Source organism: Spirosoma litoris, from assembly GCF_054776755.1.
On sequence record NZ_BAAHBI010000002.1, the window covers coordinates 1 to 24121 of the forward strand.

27 protein-coding genes and 1 pseudogene are annotated in these 24121 nt (G+C 45.4%); 25 read left to right on the top strand and 3 right to left on the bottom strand.

Going from position 1 to position 24121, the window contains the following annotated elements:
• The first annotated feature begins 57 nt into the window (after window positions 1-57).
• The 13 genes and pseudogenes from ACYVGR_RS00745 (at window position 58) to ACYVGR_RS00805 (ending at window position 12213) form a co-directional block, all read left to right on the top strand.
• The gene (locus ACYVGR_RS00745; RefSeq protein WP_460953504.1) at window positions 58-846 is read left to right on the top strand and encodes a M12 family metallo-peptidase; all 789 of its coding nucleotides are present in this window, start codon (window positions 58-60) and stop codon (window positions 844-846) included.
• Window positions 847-848: 2 nt separating this feature from the next.
• A complete protein-coding gene (locus tag ACYVGR_RS00750; RefSeq protein ID WP_460953100.1) occupies window positions 849-2294 on the top strand; it encodes a hypothetical protein in 1446 nt (481 codons plus the stop codon).
• 43 nt (window positions 2295-2337) lie between these two features.
• Window positions 2338-2997: pseudogene (locus tag ACYVGR_RS00755) on the top strand (IS256 family transposase); the annotation flags it as partial.
• A gap of 161 nt (window positions 2998-3158) precedes the next feature.
• The gene (locus tag ACYVGR_RS00760) at window positions 3159-3407 is read left to right on the top strand and encodes a hypothetical protein (protein WP_460953101.1); all 249 of its coding nucleotides are present in this window, start codon (window positions 3159-3161) and stop codon (window positions 3405-3407) included.
• The gene (locus ACYVGR_RS00765) at window positions 3404-3814 is read left to right on the top strand and encodes a putative toxin-antitoxin system toxin component, PIN family (RefSeq protein ID WP_460953103.1); all 411 of its coding nucleotides are present in this window, start codon (window positions 3404-3406) and stop codon (window positions 3812-3814) included. Before ACYVGR_RS00760 ends, ACYVGR_RS00765 begins: the two co-directional genes overlap by 4 nt.
• 82 nt (window positions 3815-3896) lie before the next feature.
• A complete protein-coding gene (locus ACYVGR_RS00770; RefSeq protein ID WP_460953104.1) occupies window positions 3897-4925 on the top strand; it encodes a hypothetical protein in 1029 nt (342 codons plus the stop codon).
• Window positions 4926-4995: 70 nt separating this feature from the next.
• The gene (locus tag ACYVGR_RS00775) at window positions 4996-7263 is read left to right on the top strand and encodes an NADP-dependent malic enzyme (RefSeq protein ID WP_460953106.1); all 2268 of its coding nucleotides are present in this window, start codon (window positions 4996-4998) and stop codon (window positions 7261-7263) included.
• A 94-nt stretch (window positions 7264-7357) separates the two neighbouring features.
• Window positions 7358-8335, top strand: coding sequence for a tryptophan--tRNA ligase (gene trpS, locus ACYVGR_RS00780; protein ID WP_460953108.1), 978 nt, complete (start codon window positions 7358-7360; stop codon window positions 8333-8335).
• 109 nt (window positions 8336-8444) lie between these two features.
• A complete protein-coding gene (locus ACYVGR_RS00785; RefSeq protein ID WP_460953110.1) occupies window positions 8445-8678 on the top strand; it encodes a response regulator transcription factor in 234 nt (77 codons plus the stop codon).
• A 150-nt stretch (window positions 8679-8828) separates the two neighbouring features.
• The gene (gene deoC, locus ACYVGR_RS00790; protein ID WP_460953112.1) at window positions 8829-9596 is read left to right on the top strand and encodes a deoxyribose-phosphate aldolase; all 768 of its coding nucleotides are present in this window, start codon (window positions 8829-8831) and stop codon (window positions 9594-9596) included.
• Between the two features lie 45 nt (window positions 9597-9641).
• On the top strand, window positions 9642-10556 hold the full coding sequence (locus ACYVGR_RS00795) for a sugar phosphate isomerase/epimerase family protein (RefSeq protein ID WP_460953113.1): 915 nt from the start codon (window positions 9642-9644) through the stop codon (window positions 10554-10556).
• Window positions 10557-10558: 2 nt separating this feature from the next.
• Window positions 10559-11137, top strand: a complete 579-nt coding sequence (locus ACYVGR_RS00800) for a phosphatase PAP2 family protein (protein ID WP_460953115.1) — start codon at window positions 10559-10561, stop codon at window positions 11135-11137.
• An 86-nt stretch (window positions 11138-11223) separates the two neighbouring features.
• Complete coding sequence (locus ACYVGR_RS00805) at window positions 11224-12213, top strand: helix-hairpin-helix domain-containing protein (RefSeq protein ID WP_460953117.1); 990 nt, start codon at window positions 11224-11226, stop codon at window positions 12211-12213.
• A 44-nt stretch (window positions 12214-12257) separates the two neighbouring features.
• Here ACYVGR_RS00805 and rlmD read toward each other — a convergent pair whose 3' ends face one another.
• The 3 genes from rlmD to ACYVGR_RS00820 form a co-directional block, all read right to left on the bottom strand.
• Window positions 12258-13706: a 23S rRNA (uracil(1939)-C(5))-methyltransferase RlmD gene (gene rlmD / locus ACYVGR_RS00810; RefSeq protein WP_460953118.1), complete on the bottom strand. Its 1449-nt coding sequence runs from the start codon at window positions 13704-13706 to the stop codon at window positions 12258-12260.
• A gap of 82 nt (window positions 13707-13788) precedes the next feature.
• Window positions 13789-15042, bottom strand: coding sequence for a tyrosine-type recombinase/integrase (locus ACYVGR_RS00815; protein ID WP_460953120.1), 1254 nt, complete (start codon window positions 15040-15042; stop codon window positions 13789-13791).
• A gap of 113 nt (window positions 15043-15155) precedes the next feature.
• Window positions 15156-16109 (bottom strand): S24 family peptidase, encoded by a 954-nt coding sequence (locus ACYVGR_RS00820; protein ID WP_460953122.1) that lies wholly within the window; start codon window positions 16107-16109, stop codon window positions 15156-15158.
• Between the two features lie 188 nt (window positions 16110-16297).
• Here ACYVGR_RS00820 and ACYVGR_RS00825 point away from each other — a divergent pair, with 188 nt between their 5' ends.
• The 12 genes from ACYVGR_RS00825 (at window position 16298) to ACYVGR_RS00880 (ending at window position 24104) form a co-directional block, all read left to right on the top strand.
• Complete coding sequence (locus ACYVGR_RS00825; protein ID WP_460953124.1) at window positions 16298-16567, top strand: hypothetical protein; 270 nt, start codon at window positions 16298-16300, stop codon at window positions 16565-16567.
• Complete coding sequence (locus ACYVGR_RS00830; protein WP_460953126.1) at window positions 16567-16875, top strand: hypothetical protein; 309 nt, start codon at window positions 16567-16569, stop codon at window positions 16873-16875. Before ACYVGR_RS00825 ends, ACYVGR_RS00830 begins: the two co-directional genes overlap by 1 nt.
• 175 nt (window positions 16876-17050) lie before the next feature.
• A complete protein-coding gene (locus ACYVGR_RS00835; protein ID WP_460953128.1) occupies window positions 17051-17371 on the top strand; it encodes a hypothetical protein in 321 nt (106 codons plus the stop codon).
• 160 nt (window positions 17372-17531) lie between these two features.
• Window positions 17532-18083 carry a hypothetical protein gene (locus ACYVGR_RS00840; RefSeq protein ID WP_460953130.1) on the top strand — a complete coding sequence of 184 codons (552 nt, stop codon included), beginning with the start codon at window positions 17532-17534 and terminating at the stop codon, window positions 18081-18083.
• Window positions 18084-18086: 3 nt separating this feature from the next.
• Entirely contained in the window at window positions 18087-18695 is a 609-nt protein-coding gene (locus ACYVGR_RS00845) for a hypothetical protein (RefSeq protein ID WP_460953132.1), read from the top strand.
• A 145-nt stretch (window positions 18696-18840) separates the two neighbouring features.
• Window positions 18841-19821: a hypothetical protein gene (locus tag ACYVGR_RS00850; RefSeq protein WP_460953133.1), complete on the top strand. Its 981-nt coding sequence runs from the start codon at window positions 18841-18843 to the stop codon at window positions 19819-19821.
• Window positions 19799-20494 (top strand): hypothetical protein, encoded by a 696-nt coding sequence (locus ACYVGR_RS00855; protein ID WP_460953135.1) that lies wholly within the window; start codon window positions 19799-19801, stop codon window positions 20492-20494. The genes ACYVGR_RS00850 and ACYVGR_RS00855 overlap by 23 nt, the downstream gene beginning before the upstream one ends.
• Complete coding sequence (locus ACYVGR_RS00860; protein WP_460953137.1) at window positions 20494-21039, top strand: hypothetical protein; 546 nt, start codon at window positions 20494-20496, stop codon at window positions 21037-21039. The genes ACYVGR_RS00855 and ACYVGR_RS00860 overlap by 1 nt, the downstream gene beginning before the upstream one ends.
• 14 nt (window positions 21040-21053) lie before the next feature.
• Window positions 21054-21839 (top strand): DUF4494 family protein, encoded by a 786-nt coding sequence (locus ACYVGR_RS00865; protein ID WP_460953139.1) that lies wholly within the window; start codon window positions 21054-21056, stop codon window positions 21837-21839.
• Window positions 21840-22135: 296 nt separating this feature from the next.
• The gene (gene dnaN / locus ACYVGR_RS00870) at window positions 22136-23326 is read left to right on the top strand and encodes a DNA polymerase III subunit beta (RefSeq protein WP_460953140.1); all 1191 of its coding nucleotides are present in this window, start codon (window positions 22136-22138) and stop codon (window positions 23324-23326) included.
• A gap of 8 nt (window positions 23327-23334) precedes the next feature.
• Window positions 23335-23889, top strand: a complete 555-nt coding sequence (locus ACYVGR_RS00875) for a hypothetical protein (protein WP_460953142.1) — start codon at window positions 23335-23337, stop codon at window positions 23887-23889.
• An 8-nt stretch (window positions 23890-23897) separates the two neighbouring features.
• Window positions 23898-24104 (top strand): hypothetical protein, encoded by a 207-nt coding sequence (locus ACYVGR_RS00880; protein ID WP_460953143.1) that lies wholly within the window; start codon window positions 23898-23900, stop codon window positions 24102-24104.
• Window positions 24105-24121 lie beyond the last annotated feature (17 nt).

The window sequence follows — 24121 nt, forward strand, 5'->3', positions numbered from 1 at the left end:
TAATTTTAGTCGTATAATCCATCTGGCTAATATACGACATGAAGATTCTGATTTAGTATAAGACAGTTATATATTTGGAATACGATTGATCCATATGTTAATGCTACAAACGTCGCATCTTGTCCTAATAATGATGTCTATTGTTCAGACAATCTTTTGGGTTTATTTCATGGTTATTGGAGTGATAGAGGGCATAATTTCCCAGGTAATATAGCACACCTACTAACAAGTAGATATTTTACGGATTATGGCGGTGTAGCAGCAGGTCTGGATGGATTACAGAACCGAGATCATGCTTACTCTGTTTCGGTTTCTCATAATCCTTCTCAAGCTGAGCAATATCCTACTTATTCAAGAGAGGTTAAAGTTATTACTCATGAGTTAGGACATAATTTCGGCTCTCCTCATACCCATTGGTGTGGATGGCCAGGCGGTGCTATCGACAACTGTGGTACGCCTGAGCCATACCTAGGCAATTCATGTAATGGCCCTGATCCTGTTAATGGTGGAACAATAATGAGTTATTGTGATCACGGTGGGGCCAGTTCATTCAGTCTTGGGAATGGCTTCGGTCCATATCCAGGCGATAAAATTCGTACTAAAATTGCTGAGGCTAATTTACCAATTACTACTTCTGATGGAATCATCTCATCTGTGGCATCTGGTAGTTGGTCAACAGCAAGTACATGGGCCTGTGGCATTGCGGTAAATGCGACCTATGATGCAAGTGTCAGTAGTGGCGATGCAGTTCAAATTAACTTCACTGAGGCCGCCAAGTCACTGAATGTTAATGGGGTTCTTAATCTATCCTCATCGAGTTCGACACTAAACATTAATAACAATTGACTATGAAAAACAGACTACTCTTCATATCCCTTCTTGTTTTGATAGCTGTCTCTGAGCTACTAGCTCAGCAAATTAATTTTAGTGGTAACCGTGTCCTCTCAACTGGAGCTTCTGGATCAGGTAATCTTTTTTTAGGATTCAATATAGGTTCTAATACGACAGGGATAATAAATACGTTTGTGGGCAGCGATGCAGGCAATCGAAATAGCTCAGGCTACGGGAATTCATTTATCGGCAATTCAGCTGGTAATTATAATACAGCAGGGTATCATAATACGTTTGTTGGTAATTCGGCAGGAAACTTAAATGATGGGGGGAATAGCAATGTATTTGTAGGGACTTTTGCCGGATTTTATAATGCATCAGGTAATTACAATACCTTTTTAGGTCGTAACGCAGGCTATCGTAATACAGTTTCTAACAATACATTTGTTGGAGGACAGGCTGGTGAGGAAAACACTGGAGGCAGTGCCAATGTGTTTTTAGGCTATCAGAGCGGACAGAAAAACACTTCAGGTGGCAACAATGTGTTTTTAGGATACATCGCAGGAAACAACAATATAATAGGTACTAGCAATACGTTTGTAGGGAGTAGTGCAGGAAGTAATAGTACAGGAAACTCAAATACATTTTTGGGCTACCGGGCTGGTATTAACAACACAACGGGTAGCAACAATATTATTGTTGGGCCTAATTCAGGAACTGCCATCACAACTGGCAATGATAATGTGTTAATGGGCTACAGTGTTCAATCGGGGAATGGCAGCAGCAATCATAATGTGATCATCGGTGGGGAAGCTGGAGGAGGGCTTTGGGCCGGCGGCAGCAATACGCTGATTGGGCACCAAACGAGTGCTGAGTCAATGAGTTTGCATCATGCTACGGCCATTGGCGCTGATGCGCGGGTTGCAATCAGTAATGCAGTTGTCCTGGGAAATAATGCCAATGTCGGTATTGGCACCTCTGCCCCAACGGCAAGATTAGAGGTTGTTAGTGAATTACCTAATGATAGTGGTTTACGGCTGACAAACCTAACCAGCAATAGCCAATCGGTCCATATTGCCGATCAGTTTTTAACCGTTGACCAAAAAGGTAATGTCGTAAAAGCTCGCTACCAGCTCCGAATTAACGACCCCAGTGAGTGGAGTGACAAAGTGTTCAATCCTACTTATCATCTTCGTTCTTTACCCTCTATAGCTTCTTTCATTAATAAATATCATCATCTACCAGATATTCCATCAGCGGAACAAATTGCTAAAGAAGGTATAGAATTAGTACAACTAAATGCTATTCTTTTAGAGAAAATAGAAGAACTGACCTTGTACAGTATTCAGTTGGAAAAGGATAATCAATCTATAAAACAACAACAGCAATCTATTGTGGGTAAGCAACAAAGTGAAATAAATCAGTTAAAACGGATAGTGAATCATCTTCTTAAAACGAAATAAGCTCAAAGCAAATCGTGGATCAATCTAATCAATCAAACCAACGAGAGTGTTCAGTAAAGCCGTATATAATGTATTAGCCGTTGACTTACAGGGTCGTAAAGAAACTTATATTAGTGATACCGAGAGTGCCCATTTTTGGTTGTCAGTTTTAACTGATCTCCAGAATCCGGTACCAAAAATCTGTTGATTTGCTCAATTGATAATTTAGTCGGCTCCAGGGATGCCATCGAAACGATCTTTCCTCAGGTCGATGTGCAACTGTGTTTGGTGCATCAAGTACGGGCTTCGTTACGGTATGTGGTCTCCAAAGACCAGAAGGCCGTGGCCGTGACTTGAAACCTATTTATCAGGCGGCTAACCTAGCCGGAGCAGAACAAAAGCTAGCTGATTTTAAAGGCAAAGAGGAACAGAAATATCCTTTAGTAGTGGAGAGTTGGCAACGCAATTGGCTGCGTCTAACCCGCTTTTTCGAGTACCCAGCAGTGGTGTAGACCACTAATACGGTTGAGGGATTTCACCGGCAGATTCGTTGTGTAACCAAATCAAAAGGCGCTTTCCCTTCGGAAAGTGCTCTGTTGAAAATCCTCTATTTAATCACGCAACGCATCATGGGCAACTGGACGATGCCCTTGGCTAACTGGTCGCTGACGGTACAGCAATTATCTTATATAGTGATCGGGTGAAACCTTACTTAAAGGTCTGAGAAATGACACACTTCACTGAACATTCCCCTATCACGTTTATCTAATTCATTACCTTTGTTAGCTTAACTCTTTCGCTTACATCCTATAGTCACTACTCACAATGAAACCTGTTATAAGGTAGCTACAAGTGAACAATTTACATTCAACAACCAGTACTGATATGCAACCCAAACCACCCCTTTCTAATCTCCAGCTGGAGTTACTAAAAGTTTTTTCCCGTACTGTTTCCGATGATGATCTAAAGGCTATAAAAGGTCTTCTGTCCAACTATTTTGCCCAAAAAGCGGCCGATTTAGCTGATGAAGTTTGGGAGCAGGAAGGCTTTACGGAAGCAAAAATGCAGGAATGGCGCCAAACACATTTGCGGACTGACTATAAAAGCCGCCATAAAAATGGTGCTCAATCGTGAGAGTCGTTATTGATACGAATCTTTTACTTAGCTGTATTTCGCCCAAATCAGCATCTCATTGGCTATATCAAGCTATTTTTTCCGGTCAATTTACGCTATGCGTAACGACTGATATATTAGACGAGTATGATGAAATTATCGAGTGCGGATTTCGTCGACGCGATGTAGTAGACAATGTGCTTGAAGCCCTCATCAACTCCCCTTTTGTAGAGCAAATAAACGTCTCTTTCTTTTGGTGGCTTATCACTATTGATCCAGATGACAACAAGTTTTCTGATTGTGCAATAGCCGCTGGGGCAGATTATCTAGTTACAGAAGATCGACATTTTGATGTATTGGCAGACATCGACTTCCCCAAAATTAATGTTACTGGTTTAGAAAAATTTCGCCAGCTTCTTGACGTTTAAAAGGTAAGCTGGTTTGTGTAAGTCGACTCACGGTGGCTGTGATCAAGGTGTAAATGCCCTTTTCTCACCAAAATTACTTCTGATGATCAGTTACAAGGCAGTATCATACACAGCAAGCAGGAAGCAGTTCTATCTGCTTGTGTTTTTGTTGTTTGTTCTGCTGGCTTCAGTGGTTGGGATTCCTACCTGGATCGCTTTCCAGAGCTGGCCTTACCCAAATTTGGACTTACTGCTTTTCTTTTATGCACTAATTCCAATGCTATGGGTGGCCCTATTGGTCGATTTTGGTTCCCGAGCCTCTTCTATAGAGTTTCATGAGGATGGTTTCTCCGTAAAAAAAATAGCTCAAAAAACGAACTGGCATTTGTATGCGGAAATTCTCACCTATAGCGAGCGTCTTGGTTCGAAACAAAACGAGCCGTCTCCTGAACTACGAGTTTATTTGTCGGACAACTGGTTCCTGATTCGCCCAAGCGACTTTATTAATTACGATTCCTTACGCGACAAATTTACTCAATATGGTCAGCCGGGGCCAGTACGGAAGGTACTTACCCTTACAGAAAGGAATCGATTTCGGTGGGGACTCGGTAGCTTTATCTTACTAATCGGGCTAAATATGCTCTTCGCTTACCTTGCCCATACTCCTGTCGATAAGGCTCCGGCGAAGCTCACATCTGTAACGGCTATTGTCAACCATATATCGACAAATAGCACTAAAGGCATCTTTAAAGGATTTACACTAAAACTACACCCTTGGCCAGACCTTGAGTTTATCGTCAGTCGCAGAGATTTTGACACCGACATCCGTTCGCTTAAACAGATTATTGCTGTTAACCAGCCAATTACAGTACAGCTTCGGGAAAGTGATTTTCGAAAAAAGTTGACCAAAACTGAGCCCCTTTCGTTCGGCGATAAATATGACAATTACGCACAGATTCGGGTTTTTAGCATCGATCAGGGCAAATTGGTTCATTTGCAGTCGACCAAACCCATTTATGAATCACGACATACTAACTTACTGCTACGCACAATCTTACTAAGTTTCCTACTGCTGTTTTGTTGGGTTGGTTGGGTCTTTGTCGATAGTTACAAAGTTCTCCGTACGAATTGATTACCGTACCCAGCTAACTTTTTCCGTACCTTCGCGCTCCCAACAAATTGCCTTCAGCAACAGTAGCAATATGAATCAGAAAATCCGTCGCGAAGATGCCCTTGATTATCATGCCAAAGGGCGTCCGGGAAAACTCGAAGTTGTTCCAACCAAAGAGTATAGTACCCAACGCGATCTTTCGTTAGCTTATTCGCCGGGTGTAGCAGAACCTTGTCTGGCCATCGAAGCCAACCCCGACGATGCCTTCAAGTACACCGCAAAAGGCAACCTTGTGGCCGTTATCAGCAACGGAACCGCTGTGTTAGGACTTGGTAACATTGGTCCTGCTGCCAGCAAACCCGTTATGGAAGGCAAAGGGTTGCTGTTTAAAATCTATTCTGATATCGATGTATTCGACCTTGAGCTGAATACTAGTAATATCGACGAGTTTGTTCGCACGGTCAAGATTCTGGAGCCTACGTTTGGTGGCGTCAATCTGGAAGATATCAAGGCCCCGGAATGTTTCGAAATTGAGGAACGGCTCAAGAAGGAAATGAATATTCCGGTTATGCACGACGATCAGCATGGCACTGCGATTGTCAGTGGTGCTGCCCTGCTCAATGCGCTTGAGTTGGTCGACAAGCCAATCCAGACGGCCAAATTCGTCATCCTGGGCGCTGGTGCAGCGGCTATCTCCTGTGCCCGCCAGTACGTCGCTTTGGGCGCTAAGCATGAAAACATGGTGATGTTCGATGTCAATGGGCCGCTTCGCACAGATCGAACCGACCTGAGCGAGCTGATGCTGCCCTTTGCGACTTCCCGCGATATTCACTCGCTGGAAGATGCTTTTGCCGATGCCGATGTATTCGTGGGTTTATCGAAAGGGAATATTGTGAGCCAGGACATGATTCGCCTGATGGCGAAGAATGCCATCGTGTTTGCGATGGCCAACCCCAATCCCGAGATCAGCTACGACGATGCAATGGCCGCTCGGCCCGACATCATCATGGCAACCGGTCGTTCCGATTACCCGAATCAGGTCAATAACGTACTTGGTTTTCCCTATATTTTCCGGGGAGCACTGGACGTTCGCGCTACCGAAATCAATGAAGCTATGAAGTTGGCGGCCACGTACGCACTGGCCGAACTAGCCAAGAAGCCAGTGCCCGATCTGGTCAACCTGGCCTACGGCGAATCGAACATGGTTTTTGGGCGAACCTATATCCTGCCTAAACCCGTTGATCCACGCTTACTCTTGACGGTAGCTCCTGCGGTAGCCAAAGCAGCCATGACATCGGGAGTAGCCCGGTTATCCATTACCGATTGGGAAGCCTACGAACAACAATTAGCCCGACGATTAGGTCAGGACAATCAGATTTCAAGGGTTATTCTGACGAAAGCAAAAGCCAATCCGAAACGAGTTGTTTTTGCGGACGCCGAAAACCTGAAAGTACTAAAAGCCGCCCAACAGGTTAGGGATGAAGGAATTGCGTTCCCAATTTTGCTGGGAGAACAAGCAAAAATTGAGAAGCTCATCGACGAAAATAGCCTTGATCTGGGCAATATCCCCATCATTGACCCTCGTTCGCCGGAGCAGGCTGCGCTGGTTGAACGATTTGGCGATCTGTTTTTCGAGAAACGGAAGCGCAAAGGCGTCAACGCTACCGAAGCCCGGAAAATGATGAATGTCCGCAATTACTTCGGAGCCATGATGGTTGAAACCGGTGAGGCCGATGCGCTCATTTCTGGATTGACCCGCTCCTACCCCGATACGATTCGCCCTGCCTTACAGATTATCGGCAAAGAATCGGGGGTTAAAAAGGTAGCGGGGATGTACATCCTGCTCACGAAACGCGGCCCCCTGTTTTTCTCGGATACGACCGTCAATTTCAACCCAACGGCGGAAGAAATTGTCGAAATAACTGAATTAACCGCCCAAACAGTTGAGCGATTCAATATTAAACCGCGTATAGCTCTGGTCACCTATTCAAACTTTGGCAGTGCGAAAGGCGATGATGCCGAGAAAATGAATCGCGCCGTCGAGCTGCTCCAACAGCGGAATCCAGACCTGATTGTGGATGGTGAAATTCAGGCTCACTTAGCGTTCAATACCGAATTACTACAGCAAAATCACCCATTCAGTAAGTTAGTAGGCGAAGGGGCAAACACTCTCATTTTCCCGAACCTGTCTGCAGCAAACATTGCCTATAACCTGATGGCAGAAGCTGCCGGTTTCGATGCCATTGGCCCCATTCTGCTGGGTATTCGCAAGCCGGTGTACGTGTTGCAGTTAGGCTCATCGGAACGTGAAATTGTGAATATGGTCGCCATCGCCGTCGTTGAAGCACAAGGAAAGTAAGTAGTAGAAGCGAGGAGCGAGGAGTGAGAAGCGAGGAGATGGATGCGTTAGCAACTCCTCACTTCTCACTCCTCGCTTCTAATACTCAAATAAAATGTCACGAATCTTAACCGGTATCCAGTCCAGCGGGCGTCCGCACTTAGGCAACATTCTGGGGGCTATCAAACCTGCCATCGAGTTATCGAAACAGCCTGATAACGAATCATTTCTGTTCATTGCCGATCTCCATTCGCTCACAACCATCAAGGATGGCCCTCTTCGTCGTGAGTTCACGAAAGCGGTAGCCGCCACCTGGCTGGCATTTGGTCTGGATACGGAGAAAAACACCTTCTGGCGGCAGTCGCGGGTGGCTGAGCATACCGAACTTGCCTGGCATCTGAGTTGCTTCACGCCATTTCCGATGCTCAACAATGCCACCTCGTTCAAAGAGAAATCGGATCGGGCTTCTACGGTCAATGCGGGCTTATTCGTGTATCCGGTTTTACAGGCAGCGGATATTTTACTTTATGATGCAGAGATTATTCCTGTCGGGAAAGATCAGCGCCAGCATATCGAAATGACCCGTGACATTGCCAGCGCGTTCAATCATCAGTACGATGAAGACGTATTTGTTTTGCCAGACGCCCGCATCGACGATCGCCTGATGACCATTCCGGGTATCGATGGGGCTAAAATGAGCAAGTCCTATAACAACTACATCGATATTTTCCTGCCGGAGAATGAGTTGTGGAAGGTGATCAAAAAAATCAAATCGGATTCAACGCCCCTCGAAGAGCCCAAGAATCCAGATACGGATATTACGTTCCAATTGTATTCGCTACTGGCATCGGCTGAGCAAACTGCTGAACTCCGTAGCTTATACGAAGGTGGTAACTACGGTTACGGCATGGCAAAGAAAGCATTCTACGAACTCATTCTGGAACAGTTTGCTACAGAGCGCGAACGATATACTTATTACACCATTGAAAACCCCGACGCTCTCGAAGCTGAACTCCGGGCTGGCGAAGAGAAGGCCCGTGTTGTGGCTCAAAAAACCATTGCCCGCGTACGAGAAAAGTTAGGATTCAACTAACCGTTAACAAAAACTACCGTTAACTCATTTGATTTGGAATACGGGTGTGATTTTATTTACTTTCAGAGAGTTAGCTAACTTCCTAGTTAACTTCTGTATCACGCCATATATGAACAATCGACCACCGAAACGCCCCCTGAACGCCGTTCAGCTGAAGCCCCGTGAACGGCATTTTCTCCAACTGGCCTGTTCCGAATTGACCTACGTCCAAATTGCCGATCAGATGTGTGTCAGCCCCCGCACTGTAGACGGCTACCGAGAAGCGCTATTTGAACGCTTTCAGGTAAAAAGCCGCGTTGGGCTGGTAGTATATGCCATGCGGGGAGGATTAGTAGCCCTGTGAGAAGCTTAAAAACGTCCTATAATAGACTTTGTTCTCATGTATAAAATAGTCCCGATGCCAATGGTATCGGGACTATTCATTTGTTTACCCCCACCCGAAATGTTATCGTTTTTCAATCTCGTATATTAGCCCACTTATTTTTGAATGGCTATGAACCCACCTATTATCCGCGAGATTGCCAAATTGATTGATCACGCGCTTCTGCATCCAACCCTGACCGACGCCGAACTCCGCACAGGCTGCGAGCTAGCTTTAAAATACGACGTAGCCTCCGTCTGTATTAAGCCCTACGCCATTCGAATGGCAACTGAGTTATTGGCGGGTTCTGATGTACGGGTAGGCACCGTTATTGGCTTCCCACACGGCAGCAATAGCACAAGCATTAAGGTTGCCGAAACCGAGCAAGCTTGCCAGGATGGAGCCGTTGAAATCGATATGGTTGTCAACATTGGTAAAGTGCTGAGCCAGGATTGGGAGTATGTAGCCGATGAGATTAGCGTCATTCATAAAACCTGTCAGATACACGGGGCCATTCTGAAAGTAATTTTCGAGACTGATTTCCTGACCAATGATGCCTACAAGATCAAGCTCTGCGAAATCTGCACGGAAGTGGGGGCCGAGTTTGTCAAGACATCAACAGGCTTCGGTTTTGTCAAAGGCAGCAACGGGTCTTACGACTACCAGGGAGCCACTTCGCACGACTTACAGCTCATGCTCAATCATATTGGTCCGAATGTTCATGTCAAAGCCTCCGGTGGCATTCGAACGCTCGACGAATTGCTAATGGCTAAGGAACTAGGTGCCACTCGAATTGGCACTTCGTCGACAGCAGCCATTCTGGAAGCCGCTTACCGTCGATTTGGTGTCGTACCAGCCGATTCACAGGCAATACCCATTCCAGATGCAAACGGGTACTAAACGGACCTTATCTTTACATTTATTTCACGCTTAGTTGTTACTTACATGCTCAACCTCGGCTTTGTTTCGGCTATTTTGGCCGATTACGATCTAAATGGTGTTTTGAAATTTGCGTCAGAACACAACTTCAAATGTGTCGAACTCATGTGCTGGCCTTCTGGCAATGCCGATGCGCGTCGATATGCAGGTGTTACGCACGTCGATGTCGACAATCTGGATGTCGCTCACATTCACTCCTTAACGAAGCTATACAATATCTCCATTTCGGGCCTAGGGTACTATCCCAACCCACTCGACCCCAATCCAGTACAAGCCGAGTTTTATCGGGAACACATCAAGAAAATTATCCGGGCTGCTGCCAAGTTGGGCGTCCCGGTAGTCAATACATTCATTGGTCGTAATCCTTCACTGAGCATTACAGACAATCTGAAATTGTATGCTGAGCATTGGCCTGCCATCGTAAAAGAAGCGGAAGCATGTAACGTAAAAATTGGCATTGAAAACTGCCCGATGTGGTTTACGGATGACGAATGGCCTGGAGGTAAAAATCTGGCCACCACACCTGCTATCTGGGATCGAATGTTCGAGATCATTCCGTCGCGAGCGCTGGGTCTAAACTACGACCCAAGTCACCTGATCTGGCAAATAATGGACGAAGTGAAGCCCATTTACGACTACCGCGACCGGCTGCATCACATTCACCTGAAAGATGTGAAGCTGTACCGCGACAAACTGAACCGGGTGGGAATCATGGCGAATCCACTGGAATATCACTCGCCCAAACTTCCTGGCTTGGGCGATGTACGCTGGCGTGATTTTTTTGCGGCCTTAACTGACGTCCGTTACCGAGGCCCGATCTGTATTGAAGTAGAAGACAAAGCCTATGAAGGCAGTCCAGAAGATGTTCAAACGGCCATTTTAACGGCTCGCAATTATTTGAGTCAGTTTTTGGTGCTGTAAGTATGCTGGAAACACTTAACCGACTCGACACCGACCTATTTCTGTGGTTGAATGGCCGTTATACGCCCTGGCTCGATCCGATTATGATCTGGGTGACAGAGCGTAATAGCTGGATTCCTTTCTATGCCATACTGATTGGTTGGATGATTTATCGGTACCGAAAGCAGGCTATCGGGCTGGTGCTCACCATTATTGCAGCCGTTGCTCTGGGCGATCAACTTTGTTCATCGGTACTCAAACCACTTACCCATCGGCTCAGACCCTGCCATGATCTTGCTGTGCAAAAATTGATGCACCCCGTTATGGAATGCGGTGGATTGTATGGGTTTGCGTCCTCGCACGCAGCAACCACGTTTGCGTTGGCCACCACGTTATGGCTTTTGATGGGCAAACAGCATCCCTGGCTAAAAGGGTGGTTCCTGTGGGCTGCTATTGTCTCCTACAGTCGTATTTATGTGGCAGCCCATTACCCGCTCGATGTGCTGGCAGGTACTGGGGTTGGCGTCTTATCAGCTATACTTGCTGTATCTGTTTACCATTGGTGGAAGGCTCGCTCAGCGAATACGAAAACCATTTTGTAAACTAATTCAAATAATTAGGTTGCATATAATTAGAATAACAGCTTAGTTTGTGGCAGTTACATACCTACCGCAACTAGCTGTTATTCATGTTCAATCGATTCCAATCGCACATTCGCGACTACTTTGGATTTTCCCATAAAGAAGCTAGAGGTTTTGTCGTCCTGCTTTTCCTAACCCTTCTCTTCCTGCTCGTTCCATTCGTGTATCGGTTCATTGGCGACCAAAAACCAGTAGACACATCCGCTGCCGATCAACGTAAACTCGATAGCTTGGTTGCGCTAATGCAGGCCGAAGAAGCGAAACAACCTCAATTCGGTAGTCGCTCAGACAAGGACAAAACCACCGTAGAGCACTTCAGCGAACCCAAACTCTTTCGGTTCGACCCCAATACAGTTAGTGTGGCCGGGTGGCAGCAATTGGGATTACCAAAATGGCTCGCCGAGCGCATCGACAAATACCGGACTAAAGGTGGACAGTTTCGGAAGAAAGAAGATCTGCTACACATTTACGATTTCCCACCTGACCTCTATGACCAGCTCGAACCGTACATTGCGTTGAAAGAAGCCAATCCGTCAGATCGACCAGGAAATGATCTTTCCAGTAAGGGCACATCGTACAATAACGAATCGTACAAACCTTCCGAACGGCCAGCGTATGCAGAACGAGCGCCCAAACCAGTGCTTCAGCCGTTCGATATTAATACTGCCGACACCTCGCAGTTAATTGCACTTAAGGGTATTGGCGCTACCTTGGCCGGGCGTATCGTAAAATTTAGAGACGCCCTCGGCGGCTTCGTTTCAGAAGACCAGTTTCGAGATATTTATGGACTCGATTCCCTCGCTCTGGACGAGTTACAGAAGTTTGGTAAAATCCGATCGTCGGTCCGCAAGATTCCGGTCAATACGGCAACTATTGACGAGTTGGATCGGCATCCGTTTTTATCTCGTCGGCAGGCGCAAATTATTGTCAATTATCGCGAGCAACACGGCGCTTATACATCGGCAGAATCGCTCAAGCCCATTCGGATTCTGGATGCCAAAACCATCGAGAAGATTGCGCCATATCTTGAGTTTTAAAATAAGTCGTCAGTGGCTGAAAACTATTGACTGACGACTTATGACTATTCTCTCTTTTTCAACAACACGACATTTTCCACATGGTGCGTGTGCGGGAACATATCTACAGGCTGGACACTGACAACAGAATATCCTTCGTCTAGTATACCCAAATCGCGAGCCTGTGTGGCAGTATTGCAGCTTACATACACAATTCTGTCGGGGGCCGCTTTGAGCAACTGGCGAGTTACGGCCTCGTCCATGCCTGCGCGGGGAGGATCGGTAATGACCACATCTGGCCGACCATGCTGATCAAAAAAGCTCTCGGTCAGAATATCGCGCATATCGCCAGCAAAGAAGGTCGCATTAGTGATTCCGTTTACCTGAGCATTCACACGCGCATCGGCCACCGAGGCTTCAACATACTCAACACCAATTACTTCCTTTGCCCGACGAGCCACAAACAGGGCAATTGTACCTGTACCCGTGTATAAATCATATACCCGCTCGTTGCCTGTTAGGCCAGCCCAGTCACGAGTGATTTTGTACAGGTTATGTGCTTGTTGAGCGTTCGTCTGGTAAAACGATTTCGGGCCGATACGAAACGTAAGTACGGGTCCATCGGCTTCGCCCATTTGTTCCTCGATATACGGTTTTCCTCCCCAGTTGATGACCTCCTGATCCTGATAGCTATCATTCTTTTTGGTGTTCAGAATATAGTTCAACGATGTGATCTGAGGGAACGTAGCCTGAAGGTGGCCAAGCAAGCCATTTAACAGATCGGGGTTGTCCTGAGCAACCTGCAACGTTACCATAATCTGCTGCGTAGTATCGGCAGTACGGATAATGAGCGTCCGTAGAAAACCGGTATGTGCCTTCAAATTATACAACGTCATATCGTGCTGAAAAACGTAGTCGTTTATGGCCTGACGGATGGCGTTGGATGGGTCTGGCTGAAGATAGCAGTGATGAATAGGCAGTACTTTATCAAATCGGCCCGGAACGTGAAAGCCTACTGCCCGCTGGTCAATTGTGTGCTGTGTACTCACTTCCTGCGGGGTCAGCCAGCGACCTTCAGCACAGGTAAACTCCAGCTTATTTCGGTAGTACTGAGTTGGGTGCGCGGGCAAAATTGGCAAAATAGCGGGCAACTCAACTTTGCCAATGCGCGTCAGATGATCGACCACCTGTTGATGCTTAAAGCCCAGTTGCTCCGGATATTGTATATGTTGCCATTTACAGCCGCCACACGTACCAAAATGTTCGCAAAATGGATCGGCCCGTACCGGCGACCACTCGTGAACCCGTTCGGCCACAGCCTCTCGATACTGCTTCTTCTTGTTAGTAATGCGCAGGTCTACTACGTCGCCCGGAGCTACACCCGGCCCACCGGTCGGGTTTTCAACAAAAATCACGCCCTCATCGGTACGAACAATGCATTTTCCCTCGGCAGCTACGGCATCAATTCGAACGCCTGCCAACCGTTCGGGGGTTTTGTGAGTCTTCCTACGCATAAATTAGTCCTAAAAAACTGCTAATATCCTAAAATCAACCCTTCACATAAATTGTGGGTTCCTTTCAGCTAGTCTTTCTAGGCTATTTATTTTCTTTATTCACACTATTAGTAGTCGTAGATTCATCTATTTGTTTTCCTATTGTTTTCCTATTTCCGTACAGACTAACAACCGCGTCTATTGCTTCCTGGTCTTGTTCTTCCATGTAGAAACGGCGCGTCGTTCGGGTATCCGAATGACCCATCGTCATTTGTGCGGTCACTAAGTCAACCCCACTACGCCTGAGCAAATCCGCGAAGCTATGTCGCATAATGTGCGGGGTCAATTTCTTACCTAGCTGTATGTCTTCGCCTAATGTCTTAAGCTGCATGGACAGCCGAACGGTTGCCCGATTAATATACTTTAACTGATCGTCGGGCGTAAGCTTGTCGAGCGTCGAAATAATGTAGGGAAACAAAAACTCTTTCGGCTTTTTGGGTGTGCCGTCATTGTGTACCAAGTAGGGCGCTAAGAGTTCGACGGCTTCGGGCGGAAGCAGGACGTTACGCACTTTATCGCTCTTACCCATACTATACATTATTCGGGGTTGGTTATTTTCGACGCTGTAATTTTCCCGGCGAAGCAAAAGAAAATCCCCGATTCGCATACCTTGCAGGTAGTACATAAGCATAGCACACGGACGCGCATGTTTGCGGTCGGTAACGTACTTATACGCCCCGCTACGGCCCGTTCGTGGACTTTCAGCTAATTGCCCTATTTCGCCCTCACGAAGCCGGGAAACGGTCTTATTTTTAAAGACAATCGAAACGCCGTCAAAAGGATAATCTTCGTACTTAATAAATTTATCCTTCATTGCTTCACGGCTAATTTTCCGCAAACAGGCGAGCTTTAGACTTGCTGTATTATGTGCGTATTTTTCGAGTAGCCACGTGCGAAATTCAAGAACAAACGCCTTACTTAACAGCCGAACAGGGAATTTTTGTCGCTTGGTTTCAGTCAAAAAATCAGTTAGACGATTGTAGGTCTGTTTGTACTGATTTAGCGTCCTAAGCTTTTGCAGATTACTACCCGCTAACTGTTTACGGGTTTTCATGTGCCGCGCAAAATAATCCAGCAACGTATCGGGCTTGCCGCCCGCTTTCAGGAAATTTACGATTTCTTCGGCTGAAAACGGCGGTTGTCCTTCTTTCTCGAATTGCTCTATTACGCCCTCAACCTTGCGGTACTGTTCCCGGATACGCTCGTTATAAATAGCGTGTTCGGTATGGCTGGTTTTAATCCAGTTACGAAGCTTTAGCGTTCCGGCTTGATTAAATGCCGACTTCGGCACAGTCATATTTAGGGGCCAATACCGAGAAGCGCGATCTTTCGTTATACGGATTCGTATAACGTGTTCTTTACTTTCGTTCGCTTCAGCTTTTAGTACAACATTCAACGTTACGCGCCCCATTATACCGTCAATTGTGCATCAAAGTAGCGGTAAATGTGATAGACCGCCTTTACTTCGGTGAGTGAAATTCGACGCGTTGAACCGCCGTTTCGACTACGCAAAACAATCGTATTGCTTACGTCGTCAATATCGGACAGCTCTTTAATTAGTAACTCCTGCCGGTAATCAACAAGTATAATACTGTTTAAGGCGGGCAGGCGATTGGTTTGAACTTTATAGGCTAACATTCGATAGCCCGGCATTAAAATTGGTTGCATTGAATCATCTTGAACACTAACGATTAGATGGTCGTCGGGACTAACCCCCTCCTGTAGCATTTGGTGAGGTACTTTAGTAAATTGTCTTTCAGTCATAGGTTCGGTAAAGAAACGGGCATACCCTAACCCTGATCGGGCAAAGGCGGGTACTTCCAAAATATCCAAAAGGGTATTATCATTGTTTTCAATTACGTTAACAGGTTGTATAGTAATACTCTTTGGGTGTATTGGCGTAAAACCAAGTTTCCCGAAAACATCTTCGTACTTAGCATTTAAGGCAGCTAAAATACTCGCTTTATTACTTTTGTTGAGTGTTTCACTTTTAAAGTAACTCTGTACCGTATTCTTTGATTTGCCAATCATTTTAGCGAAATCCGAATACTCAACCCCCCGACGATCTAGGTAAGCCCGCAACTGAGCGCCCTCATAATGCTCTGTTTCTTCGCGTTCCGGCGCTTTACCCCCTTCGTAATACACTGGCTCTATCCCATCTTCCAGCCATGCCAAACGCGCCCCGGTTGCCCTTTCTATCCGAATCAGGTAGCGCCTGGTTATCGGTTCATGACCGGCCATAAGGCGGGACATTAACGACGCCCTAATGTCTGGCGCTAAATCCTGTTGTTTCCCGTTTGCTTTTTCGGCAATTAACCGCCGTATCCGGGCGCGTATCGCGTTTTGGTCGCTTCTTGATGTCATACGTAAAGGGTACTTACGTGAAAGTGTATGATTTTGGATAGCGGCTAACATGTGTGTTTCTGGTTGAGTAAATTTTTTATTGGATTTTTTTCCAAATAAAGCGTACCATTTTGCATATTTGTACGTTCTTTGTACAAACGGCCATGTTGCCAGTTGTACGGTAAATATGATAGATAAATTATTAAAAAATGGCACGACTTGCGAATGAATTATCAGCAACCCAATTAGACCCGGTTGCATTTGAGAACAGAAAGGCCAAAATCAGGCGCTTTACGGCCCCTTACCTGGCTACGTTGGGTAATATTTCCCAAACGACAATCTATCAATACCTAGCCGGGAAAGCGATTAACCCCAAGAAAGAAGAGGAGTTAGAACGCGTGATTGATTTGGCCATAGCGGCCAAAGAAGCAAAGGATACTAAAGCAGTTGATAAAGCCAGAAACTTAGCCGTAGCCTAATGGAAGTACCTAGTTTAGAGGAATTTAAGCAAGTCGTTAAACGTATCGAAGCAGTCGAAGACGAAAACGAATTTTTAAAATCGTTACTACTAGCCGAACGTTGGTTAAGCAGGAAACAGGCGATGGTTGCGCTAGGTTGTCAACACAATAAATTACGTAAACTGACGCTAGACAATGAAATAACCCATCGGTACGAGGGTAAGTATCCCTATTATTGTGCGTTTAGTATTCGCACCTACTTAACAGCGCAAAAAATTGATGCAAAAAAAGTCGACAAGCGACTATTAAGCGCCCGTTTTGCTGACTAAAGCCCCCAATTTGTTGAACGATGAATACAAAATCGACACTGGTACGGATACTAAGAACGGATGAATACGGTTTATTAGAAAAATAGTTTACTATTTTTTTGTGTATTTATTTGCAAATTTACCGTACTATACCGTACTTTGGTTCAACAATTCAACAAAAGAAATTTTAAAAAAAATGTTAGTCGCTACCGCCCCCGAAACCCTGACAATCGCACACCTAGACGAAACATTCGACTACGAGCCACTAGATAGCTTGATTGAAAAGGCGTTACCGGGTGGCTGCTTTGGTATCGAGTTTATCGACGATAACCGCAAACGGGGCTATCGGGCACTCGAATACAAGGTTGAAGTCATTGCCGGGCACACCTACGACGAAGACGGCATAAGCCCCAAAACGGAGTATTACCCGGTTAGCATCGAAGTAAGTGAATCTATGTCCCTCTCAACCGTCGTGTTTCTACTGATCGGAGAAATCCAAGCCTACATCGAATCCTAACTAACCCGGCCCGGTTCGCGCCGGGCCTATAACTCCTATCCGACATGAAAGTAGTTGAAGTAATACTTTGGATTGCCCTGATTGACATTATACTCGTAAAAATCGGAGTATACTACACGTATCTGATTAAGCCGTCAAACTGGTTTCAACGCCTTAGCCTATGGTTCCGCATTTGGTGGCTTGGGTTGGCTGGCGATTTCGGCGGCTTGGTTCTGATTGCGTTGGCACTGTGTACGGTTATGGCGGGCCTTTTTATCGGTTGTCGGCCATGAATAACCAAGTTCTACAACGACGCGCTAAACGGCAAGCACACGAATTTGTGGCTTTGATGTGGTATCACTTGCCCGACGCCTGGATTGAATCGCTTGAGCTAAACCAATTTGAGTTAGAAATCTGGTTAATGGCTTTTGACGAAAAGGTGAAAGCTAAAAAGCTAACCGGATTTAAATTACTCGAAGCCGCCCGTTTACGGGCCGGACACTGGTATCAGGACAATTTTAAAGAAAAGCATCATACGCCTGTCTATTGGGCATTCTTTCGCTTTCGGCTGGAATGGGCGCTACTCCGAACCGTTGGCGCTTCCTGCTTCGATCTACTGGATTTTCATGCGTATCACGCGGTTGTAGCGGGCGCGGCTAGTCGTCTTGACCACTACAACCAAGACCGTTTCGACCCCTACTATAACGACCCTTCGCGGGGCACTCCTTTTTAAGCAATGTATCGGTTTCTATCACTTTGCGACTATTCCGGAAGTTGGCCTAAACCGTTCAAAGATGCCGGTTACGAGGTCGTACAAATTGATTTGAAACACGGAATCGACATAATGACATGGGACTACCAAGCGTATCCACGCGGCTACTTCTATGGCATTTTTGCCGCTCCACCTTGCACGCATTATACCGTTTCTGGCGCTCTGTATTGGGCGGCTAAAGACGCGGATGGTCGAACTGAACTAATGAATCAGTTAACCAACAGGATACTAGACATTATCGAGTATTTCGACCCCAAATTTTGGGCGCTCGAAAATCCAGTTGGCCGAATTGAGGAATGCGTACCGCGCTTAAAGGGCAAACGGCTACTACTGTTTAACCCTTGTGATTTTGGCGACCCCTACACAAAGAAAACAATCCTATGGGGTCATTTTAACCCGTTTTTGGTTCGCGCTCCAGTTCGCCCCGTCCGGGCAAGCACTAAAAAAGGGCATCATAGCATGGACCTGTATCTAAATATTAAGTGTGGATTCGAGAAGCGGCAAGAATTAAGAAGTCTTACCCCCCCCGGATTTTCAAAAGCCTTTTACGAAGCAAATAAACCTCTACTCTAATGCACAAACCCTCACAAGACCTAAACCCCGAAGCGGGTGTAATCTACACGGCTATTGGTTGCGTAGCGGCTATTACTGCCGTCGTTGCCTATCTGTTTTACAATGTCATTTTTTAGGATGGCATACCCATAGCTACCGGCCCGCTATGGATGAATACCCCTTACCGCTTATTGATTTTTTTATGAATTACCTAAAGCTAGTGCGGACATTTTGGGGGATGCACAGCAAACGAAAGTTTACTGGCAACGAAGCTATGCTCTATTTAAGGCTGGTAGACCTATTTAATGGCGAAGGTGAAAACGACGTTTGGCCGGAAATGCTAGCCTTTGAAGACGGTACCATTTGCCACGAAACGGGCATATCGCCTAACACACTTGATAAGTATAGAACGGCCCTGGTTGAGCGCAAGATGATTGAGGTAAAAAAGAGAGGAAAAGGCTATCGCGGTGGCGCTGAATATCGCCTAATTAACACGTATAGTTCCTCAAAAAGAACCTCAAAAACATCCTCAAAAATTGAGGAACTACCTGAAAGAACCTCAAATTCTGAGGAACTTAAAGAACAAGAATCTCAAAAAGATACTCAAAAAGTTCCTCAAAAAGAACCTCAAAAAGATACTCAAAAATTGAGGTTCTCCTATATATATATAGAATCCAAACTACCAAACCTTCAAACACCAAACTTTTTAAATAAAACACTCTTTGTCGCTGATCGCGACAATTCAGGGGTTTGGAAAGCAATTCAAGATCAACTCAATCGAAAAAAGAAAAAAAAGCCCCCCAAGTTGCGCGAAGCCCCCCCAAGTCCATTTGGCGACGAGCTACCCGCGTTATCTCAAGCTTGGGATTTGTGGCGCAGATACCGAAAGGAAAAAGGGAAACCAGACTACAAGCCCATCGGACTACAGGGTGCAGCCAGTGAGCTAATGCGGCTATCTGGTAACGACGAACAACGAGCTATTGCCATTATCAACCAATCAATCGCTAAAACGTGGGATGGCTTCTATCCCCTTAAACAAAATGGAAACTATCAAAATCACTCCAACCGAAACGACGGCAGTAGCGAAGACATCGCCCAATTCGGAGCAGAGCTTGATAAACTCTTTGAAGCCGATTACGGCGCTTGAGATTGCGGAATCGTTGCCCCGGCCTTCGCTTATGGCGCTATTGGCAATTCAAAAAAGCCTAACCATTGAGCAAGCCGTAACAGCAACGATTTCGCGGGAAGTCGGCAAAAAAATAGGGGCTGCAACCTTACACAAGATCGTTTGCGCTGTGCTTAAGTTGTTTTGCGAAAGCCTGAATCTAGGTCAACCCATGAACGCGATTCAAGTCTATGAAACGGCGGGCTTCTGGATTGAAAACAATCCTACCGATTCGATTAAGGACTTAATCATGTGCCTGAAACTCGCCAAACAAAGCAAGTACGGCAAGATTTACAACCGCTTCGACAGTGAAGTATTTGGTGACTTCTGGAGTCAATACCTGGAATACAAAGCCGAATACCGAGAGAATCAGCATAAGGATATGAAAGCCGCCGAAGCTACTAACGAAAAGGCGGTTATTACTCAAATCGAACAGCATTTACCCGGTACGCTAACCGCCTTTAAGGTCGTCCGGCTTATGCCAACCCCTTCGGCCCCGATTCCAGACCACAACCATTACTTGTGTGAACTGAGCGAAAAGCTACCCTTCGCTAGTGAGGATGAAATGCAAGCCCTACGCGCTCAGGCTACCGAAGCCAAACTTACCGACATAATAGAATTGATCGATAACGAATTAACCAGCCGAAAACAATAATGGCCTACGTAATGCCTATTAATCGCAATCAGCTACCGATTCAATCGCTACGCTTTGACAACGTTGTAGGAATTGACCCAGACTTGAAAGGTTCAGGTTGGGCGGTCTGGTCGAACGTTAAGAATGCGTTTACCCAGATTCAAACGGTTCAATTCTGGGAGTTTATTAACCTGGTTAACGAATTTAAGCCGGGTAAGGTGCTCTTTGTTATTGATGCGGGCTGGAAAAACGAAGCAACCAACTTTCATAAAGTTTATCTGCCTGAGAATATTAAACGGGCAAGTCCTGCGACTCAGGCCAAATACACAGCGTCAGTTCGTGAAAAGGTTGCCCGCGACGTTGGCTTAAATTCCGGCGTCGGCCTGAGCATGGTCAACTACTTGCAAGGTCAGTTTCACAATTACATCGAAGCCCGCCCCCAAACCCACAAATGGGACAAAGAAACGATAGCCCGCGAAACCGGCTATACGGGCAAATCGAATCCTGAAACCCGCGACGCAATCCGCGACGCATGGCAATACCGCAATCATATAATTCAACTTTAAACCTGTTTACAACTATGCTAGCTTGGTATCGTACAAAAGTGAACTATTGGGCCAAAGTAGAAGGCCAACGAAAAGTAGTATCCGAAGAATACGTTTTAATGTGTGTCGATTTTGGCGACGTACAGTATACAATAACCGGCCTTATTCAAGACCGAATCCAAAAGCCCGACATTGATAGTATCGGCAAAATAAAGCTGTCAGACGTGTACATTAAAGCGTCTGTAGACGGCGTAGATAGTGAGTTCTATTTAGTAGTAGTCGAAACCGAAGACGGCGACAAAAAGCCCAAAGAAACGCATTTACTGAACGCAAATAGCGCCAAAAATGCAATTGAGCGTGTAACAGCCCGAATGAAAAATAGCGGCTTGAAATGGAAAATCATCAAGACCGAACGAACCAAGATTCTAGGCATTTTCGATAAGCTACGCGAAGATTTGGTAGACGACTTTATGGCTCGTCAGGAACATTTAGCCGACTTAGGTAAGGTCGAAGCTGACTTAAAACAATACGGCGTATTCGAGTCCGACGAAGAAAAAGAGGAACGGGAAGCCAGAGTAAACCGGAAAGCCGCCGAAGCGAAAGAAGACGAGCAAAATGCCAGTACCGAACTAGCGATACGCTCCGATTCAGTTGTTAGTGTTGACGGCGAAGACTTGGGCAACGGCCATGCGCCCGAAAGTGAAGAATATTTTGAAGCGATTGTAAAACCCGAACTCCCAACCGGCGAAATAAAACAGCTTCCGACTGGCGAAGAATCCCCTACGGAAACGACCGACGAACCCGAAGCTGTAGCCGTTTAAAATCTTCTTTTTGTTGAATTACCCGATAGTTCGGGACGTATTGCGCCCGAACTATTTTAAAAACTTCCTGCAATGGTTGACCCTAATTTAATCAATTTTTTGCGAAGCTTTTATAGCATCGGGCAACTACAAATAATCTATTGCACCCTAACGGATTCCGGGCCATATCCGGGCCTAACTGATCGGGAACGAGCCATGCGACTAGAAGCCGTCCGCGAAATATTAGGCATTCGTGACCCAAGCCAACAACCGGCCCCGGTTGAAAAATCCAAATCCAAATCTAAAACGAAACGAAAATGAGTACTGCAACGATTGACGAGCAAATACAAGAAGTAAAAGAGCAACTAAAAAAGGCTCCAGTTCTTACAGCTGAATTTATTGTAAGCAGTAGCATTTTGCTACGACACGTAAAATCTATTTTACCCATTATCGCGACAAATCCAATTGTTCCGATTTTGGAAAATATCTTGTTTGATGTAAACAAGGAAAGCGTATTGACGCTTATCGCATCGGATTTACAAAAAACGATTCTCTGTAATTTTCCGGTCGAACTAATTGGCGAAAAACCAACAACCGCGCCGGTTCGCTTTTGCGTTAATGCACGTCGATTGTACAAAATACTATCGCGTTTACCTGAGCAACCAATTACGATTTCGTTTGACGGCGATAGTAAAGTAGTGTTACAAAGCGAATCAGGCAACTACAAGTATTTTTCGGAAAACCCGCTAGATTTTCCGAAACTACCCACCATTAGCGAAGGTCGTAATTTTACGATTCACGGCGACGTTTTGCGAAATGCGTTACTAAAAACAATTCCCTTTACCAGTAATGACGATTTACGTCCGGCTATGACTGGCGTTTATTTTCATGATAACTGCGTAGTATCGACGGACGGTCATAGGCTTATTCGGATTCGGGTTCCTGAGTTAATTGTTAACACCCCGTTTATTATTCATTCGTCAGCCTGTAGCTTATTTTTAAAAGCCTACAATAAAAATAACTGCAACGTAGAGGTTAGTCATAGTCTCGCAAATATTCGTTTTGCGTTTGCTAATTATGTTGTCTACTCCAGACTAATAGACGAACGGTTTCCCGACTACCAAAACGCGATTCCAGAAGGCGCAACAAATACGGCAACGGTTAGCCGTACTGCGTTAATTAATTTAATTGGTCGGGCGTTGGTTTTTGCAAACCCTACAACGCATCAAATTAAGTTTACAATTGCGGCCAATAAATTAATTGTTACCGCCGAACAATCCGACCAAAACGAGTCTAGTTCTGAGTCGCTTTCTGTTAAATCGGAAGGGGAAATAATAATTGGTTATAACGGCAACTATTTACAGGAAGTCTTAAAGCATATCGAGGGTTCGCATGTGCGCTTTGAAATAATTTCCCCAAATAGGCTTACAGTGATTTATGCAACAGACGGCGAAATTAATCAAGAACATTTTTCGTCTGTTATGCCGGTAATGTTGTACGAATATTAGATAAAGCTATGACCGAAAAAGCAAAAATATTAGCCGAAAAACTTTTAGCATTAGCCCGGCGCGGGGTTGGTGGCGAGAAAGAAAACGCTGAACAAATGCTACTAAAGCATTTGACTAAATATGGTTTAACGCTGGCGGAATTTGAGCGAACTAACGAAACTATAAAATTTACAATTGACCGAATGCTGGATAATAACAGCGAACGGAATGTATTTTATATACAAGTTATCGCAAGTGTTATAGGTCAGGCTCGAACTAACAAAATTGATACATGGATTCAGACTGATAAAAAAAAGAGCTGGTACGAAATAATTGGTACGCTTTCCGAAAAAATAGAAATCGAAGCTAAGGTAGAAATCTACTGGCGCGACTATCAGGAGCAACAGCGATTATTTTACGAAGCCTACGTACAAAAAAATCATTTATATGCTTTACCTGAACCAAAAAGTAGCAATGAAGAGGACGACAAACCTTTAACGCCTGAAGAAAAAGCAAGGGCCTATAAAATGGCTAAAATGATGGACGGAATAGACCGAAAAACCATTTATAAAGAACTGCAATAATAAAAGCTATGGACTTCGAAATATCAGTACGAAAGGGGCACGATGCCGAATGGTTCGACCACGGCGAAAACTATAGGGATTTCGATAAAGCCAACGAAGAAGCGCGACGTTACTTTAATTCATTAACTGGCCTTTCTGCTACTTGGGATGCTGACGGCTGTTATGAAGACCCAGAAACAGGAATAGCAGTTTTTGTAATGGAGCCTATAAATTAATTAACCCTCAACTCTTT

Bases quoted from the DNA above. Each gene is read 5' to 3' on its own strand.
- ACYVGR_RS00750 (WP_460953100.1), top strand. From the start codon at position 849: ATGAAAAACAGACTACTCTTCATATCCCTTCTTGTTTTGATAGCTGTC.
- ACYVGR_RS00760 (WP_460953101.1), top strand. From the start codon at position 3,159: ATGCAACCCAAACCACCCCTTTCTAATCTCCAGCTGGAGTTACTAAAA.
- ACYVGR_RS00770 (WP_460953104.1), top strand. From the start codon at position 3,897: ATGATCAGTTACAAGGCAGTATCATACACAGCAAGCAGGAAGCAGTTC.
- ACYVGR_RS00775 (WP_460953106.1), top strand. From the start codon at position 4,996: ATGAATCAGAAAATCCGTCGCGAAGATGCCCTTGATTATCATGCCAAA.
- trpS (WP_460953108.1), top strand. From the start codon at position 7,358: ATGTCACGAATCTTAACCGGTATCCAGTCCAGCGGGCGTCCGCACTTA.
- ACYVGR_RS00785 (WP_460953110.1), top strand. From the start codon at position 8,445: ATGAACAATCGACCACCGAAACGCCCCCTGAACGCCGTTCAGCTGAAG.
- deoC (WP_460953112.1), top strand. From the start codon at position 8,829: ATGAACCCACCTATTATCCGCGAGATTGCCAAATTGATTGATCACGCG.
- ACYVGR_RS00795 (WP_460953113.1), top strand. From the start codon at position 9,642: ATGCTCAACCTCGGCTTTGTTTCGGCTATTTTGGCCGATTACGATCTA.
- ACYVGR_RS00800 (WP_460953115.1), top strand. From the start codon at position 10,559: ATGCTGGAAACACTTAACCGACTCGACACCGACCTATTTCTGTGGTTG.
- ACYVGR_RS00805 (WP_460953117.1), top strand. From the start codon at position 11,224: ATGTTCAATCGATTCCAATCGCACATTCGCGACTACTTTGGATTTTCC.
- rlmD (WP_460953118.1), bottom strand. From the start codon at position 13,706: ATGCGTAGGAAGACTCACAAAACCCCCGAACGGTTGGCAGGCGTTCGA.
- ACYVGR_RS00815 (WP_460953120.1), bottom strand. From the start codon at position 15,042: ATGACTGTGCCGAAGTCGGCATTTAATCAAGCCGGAACGCTAAAGCTT.
- ACYVGR_RS00820 (WP_460953122.1), bottom strand. From the start codon at position 16,109: ATGACATCAAGAAGCGACCAAAACGCGATACGCGCCCGGATACGGCGG.
- ACYVGR_RS00825 (WP_460953124.1), top strand. From the start codon at position 16,298: ATGGCACGACTTGCGAATGAATTATCAGCAACCCAATTAGACCCGGTT.
- ACYVGR_RS00830 (WP_460953126.1), top strand. From the start codon at position 16,567: ATGGAAGTACCTAGTTTAGAGGAATTTAAGCAAGTCGTTAAACGTATC.
- ACYVGR_RS00835 (WP_460953128.1), top strand. From the start codon at position 17,051: ATGTTAGTCGCTACCGCCCCCGAAACCCTGACAATCGCACACCTAGAC.
- ACYVGR_RS00840 (WP_460953130.1), top strand. From the start codon at position 17,532: ATGGTTCCGCATTTGGTGGCTTGGGTTGGCTGGCGATTTCGGCGGCTT.
- ACYVGR_RS00845 (WP_460953132.1), top strand. From the start codon at position 18,087: ATGTATCGGTTTCTATCACTTTGCGACTATTCCGGAAGTTGGCCTAAA.
- ACYVGR_RS00850 (WP_460953133.1), top strand. From the start codon at position 18,841: ATGGATGAATACCCCTTACCGCTTATTGATTTTTTTATGAATTACCTA.
- ACYVGR_RS00860 (WP_460953137.1), top strand. From the start codon at position 20,494: ATGGCCTACGTAATGCCTATTAATCGCAATCAGCTACCGATTCAATCG.
- ACYVGR_RS00865 (WP_460953139.1), top strand. From the start codon at position 21,054: ATGCTAGCTTGGTATCGTACAAAAGTGAACTATTGGGCCAAAGTAGAA.
- dnaN (WP_460953140.1), top strand. From the start codon at position 22,136: ATGAGTACTGCAACGATTGACGAGCAAATACAAGAAGTAAAAGAGCAA.
- ACYVGR_RS00875 (WP_460953142.1), top strand. From the start codon at position 23,335: ATGACCGAAAAAGCAAAAATATTAGCCGAAAAACTTTTAGCATTAGCC.
- ACYVGR_RS00880 (WP_460953143.1), top strand. From the start codon at position 23,898: ATGGACTTCGAAATATCAGTACGAAAGGGGCACGATGCCGAATGGTTC.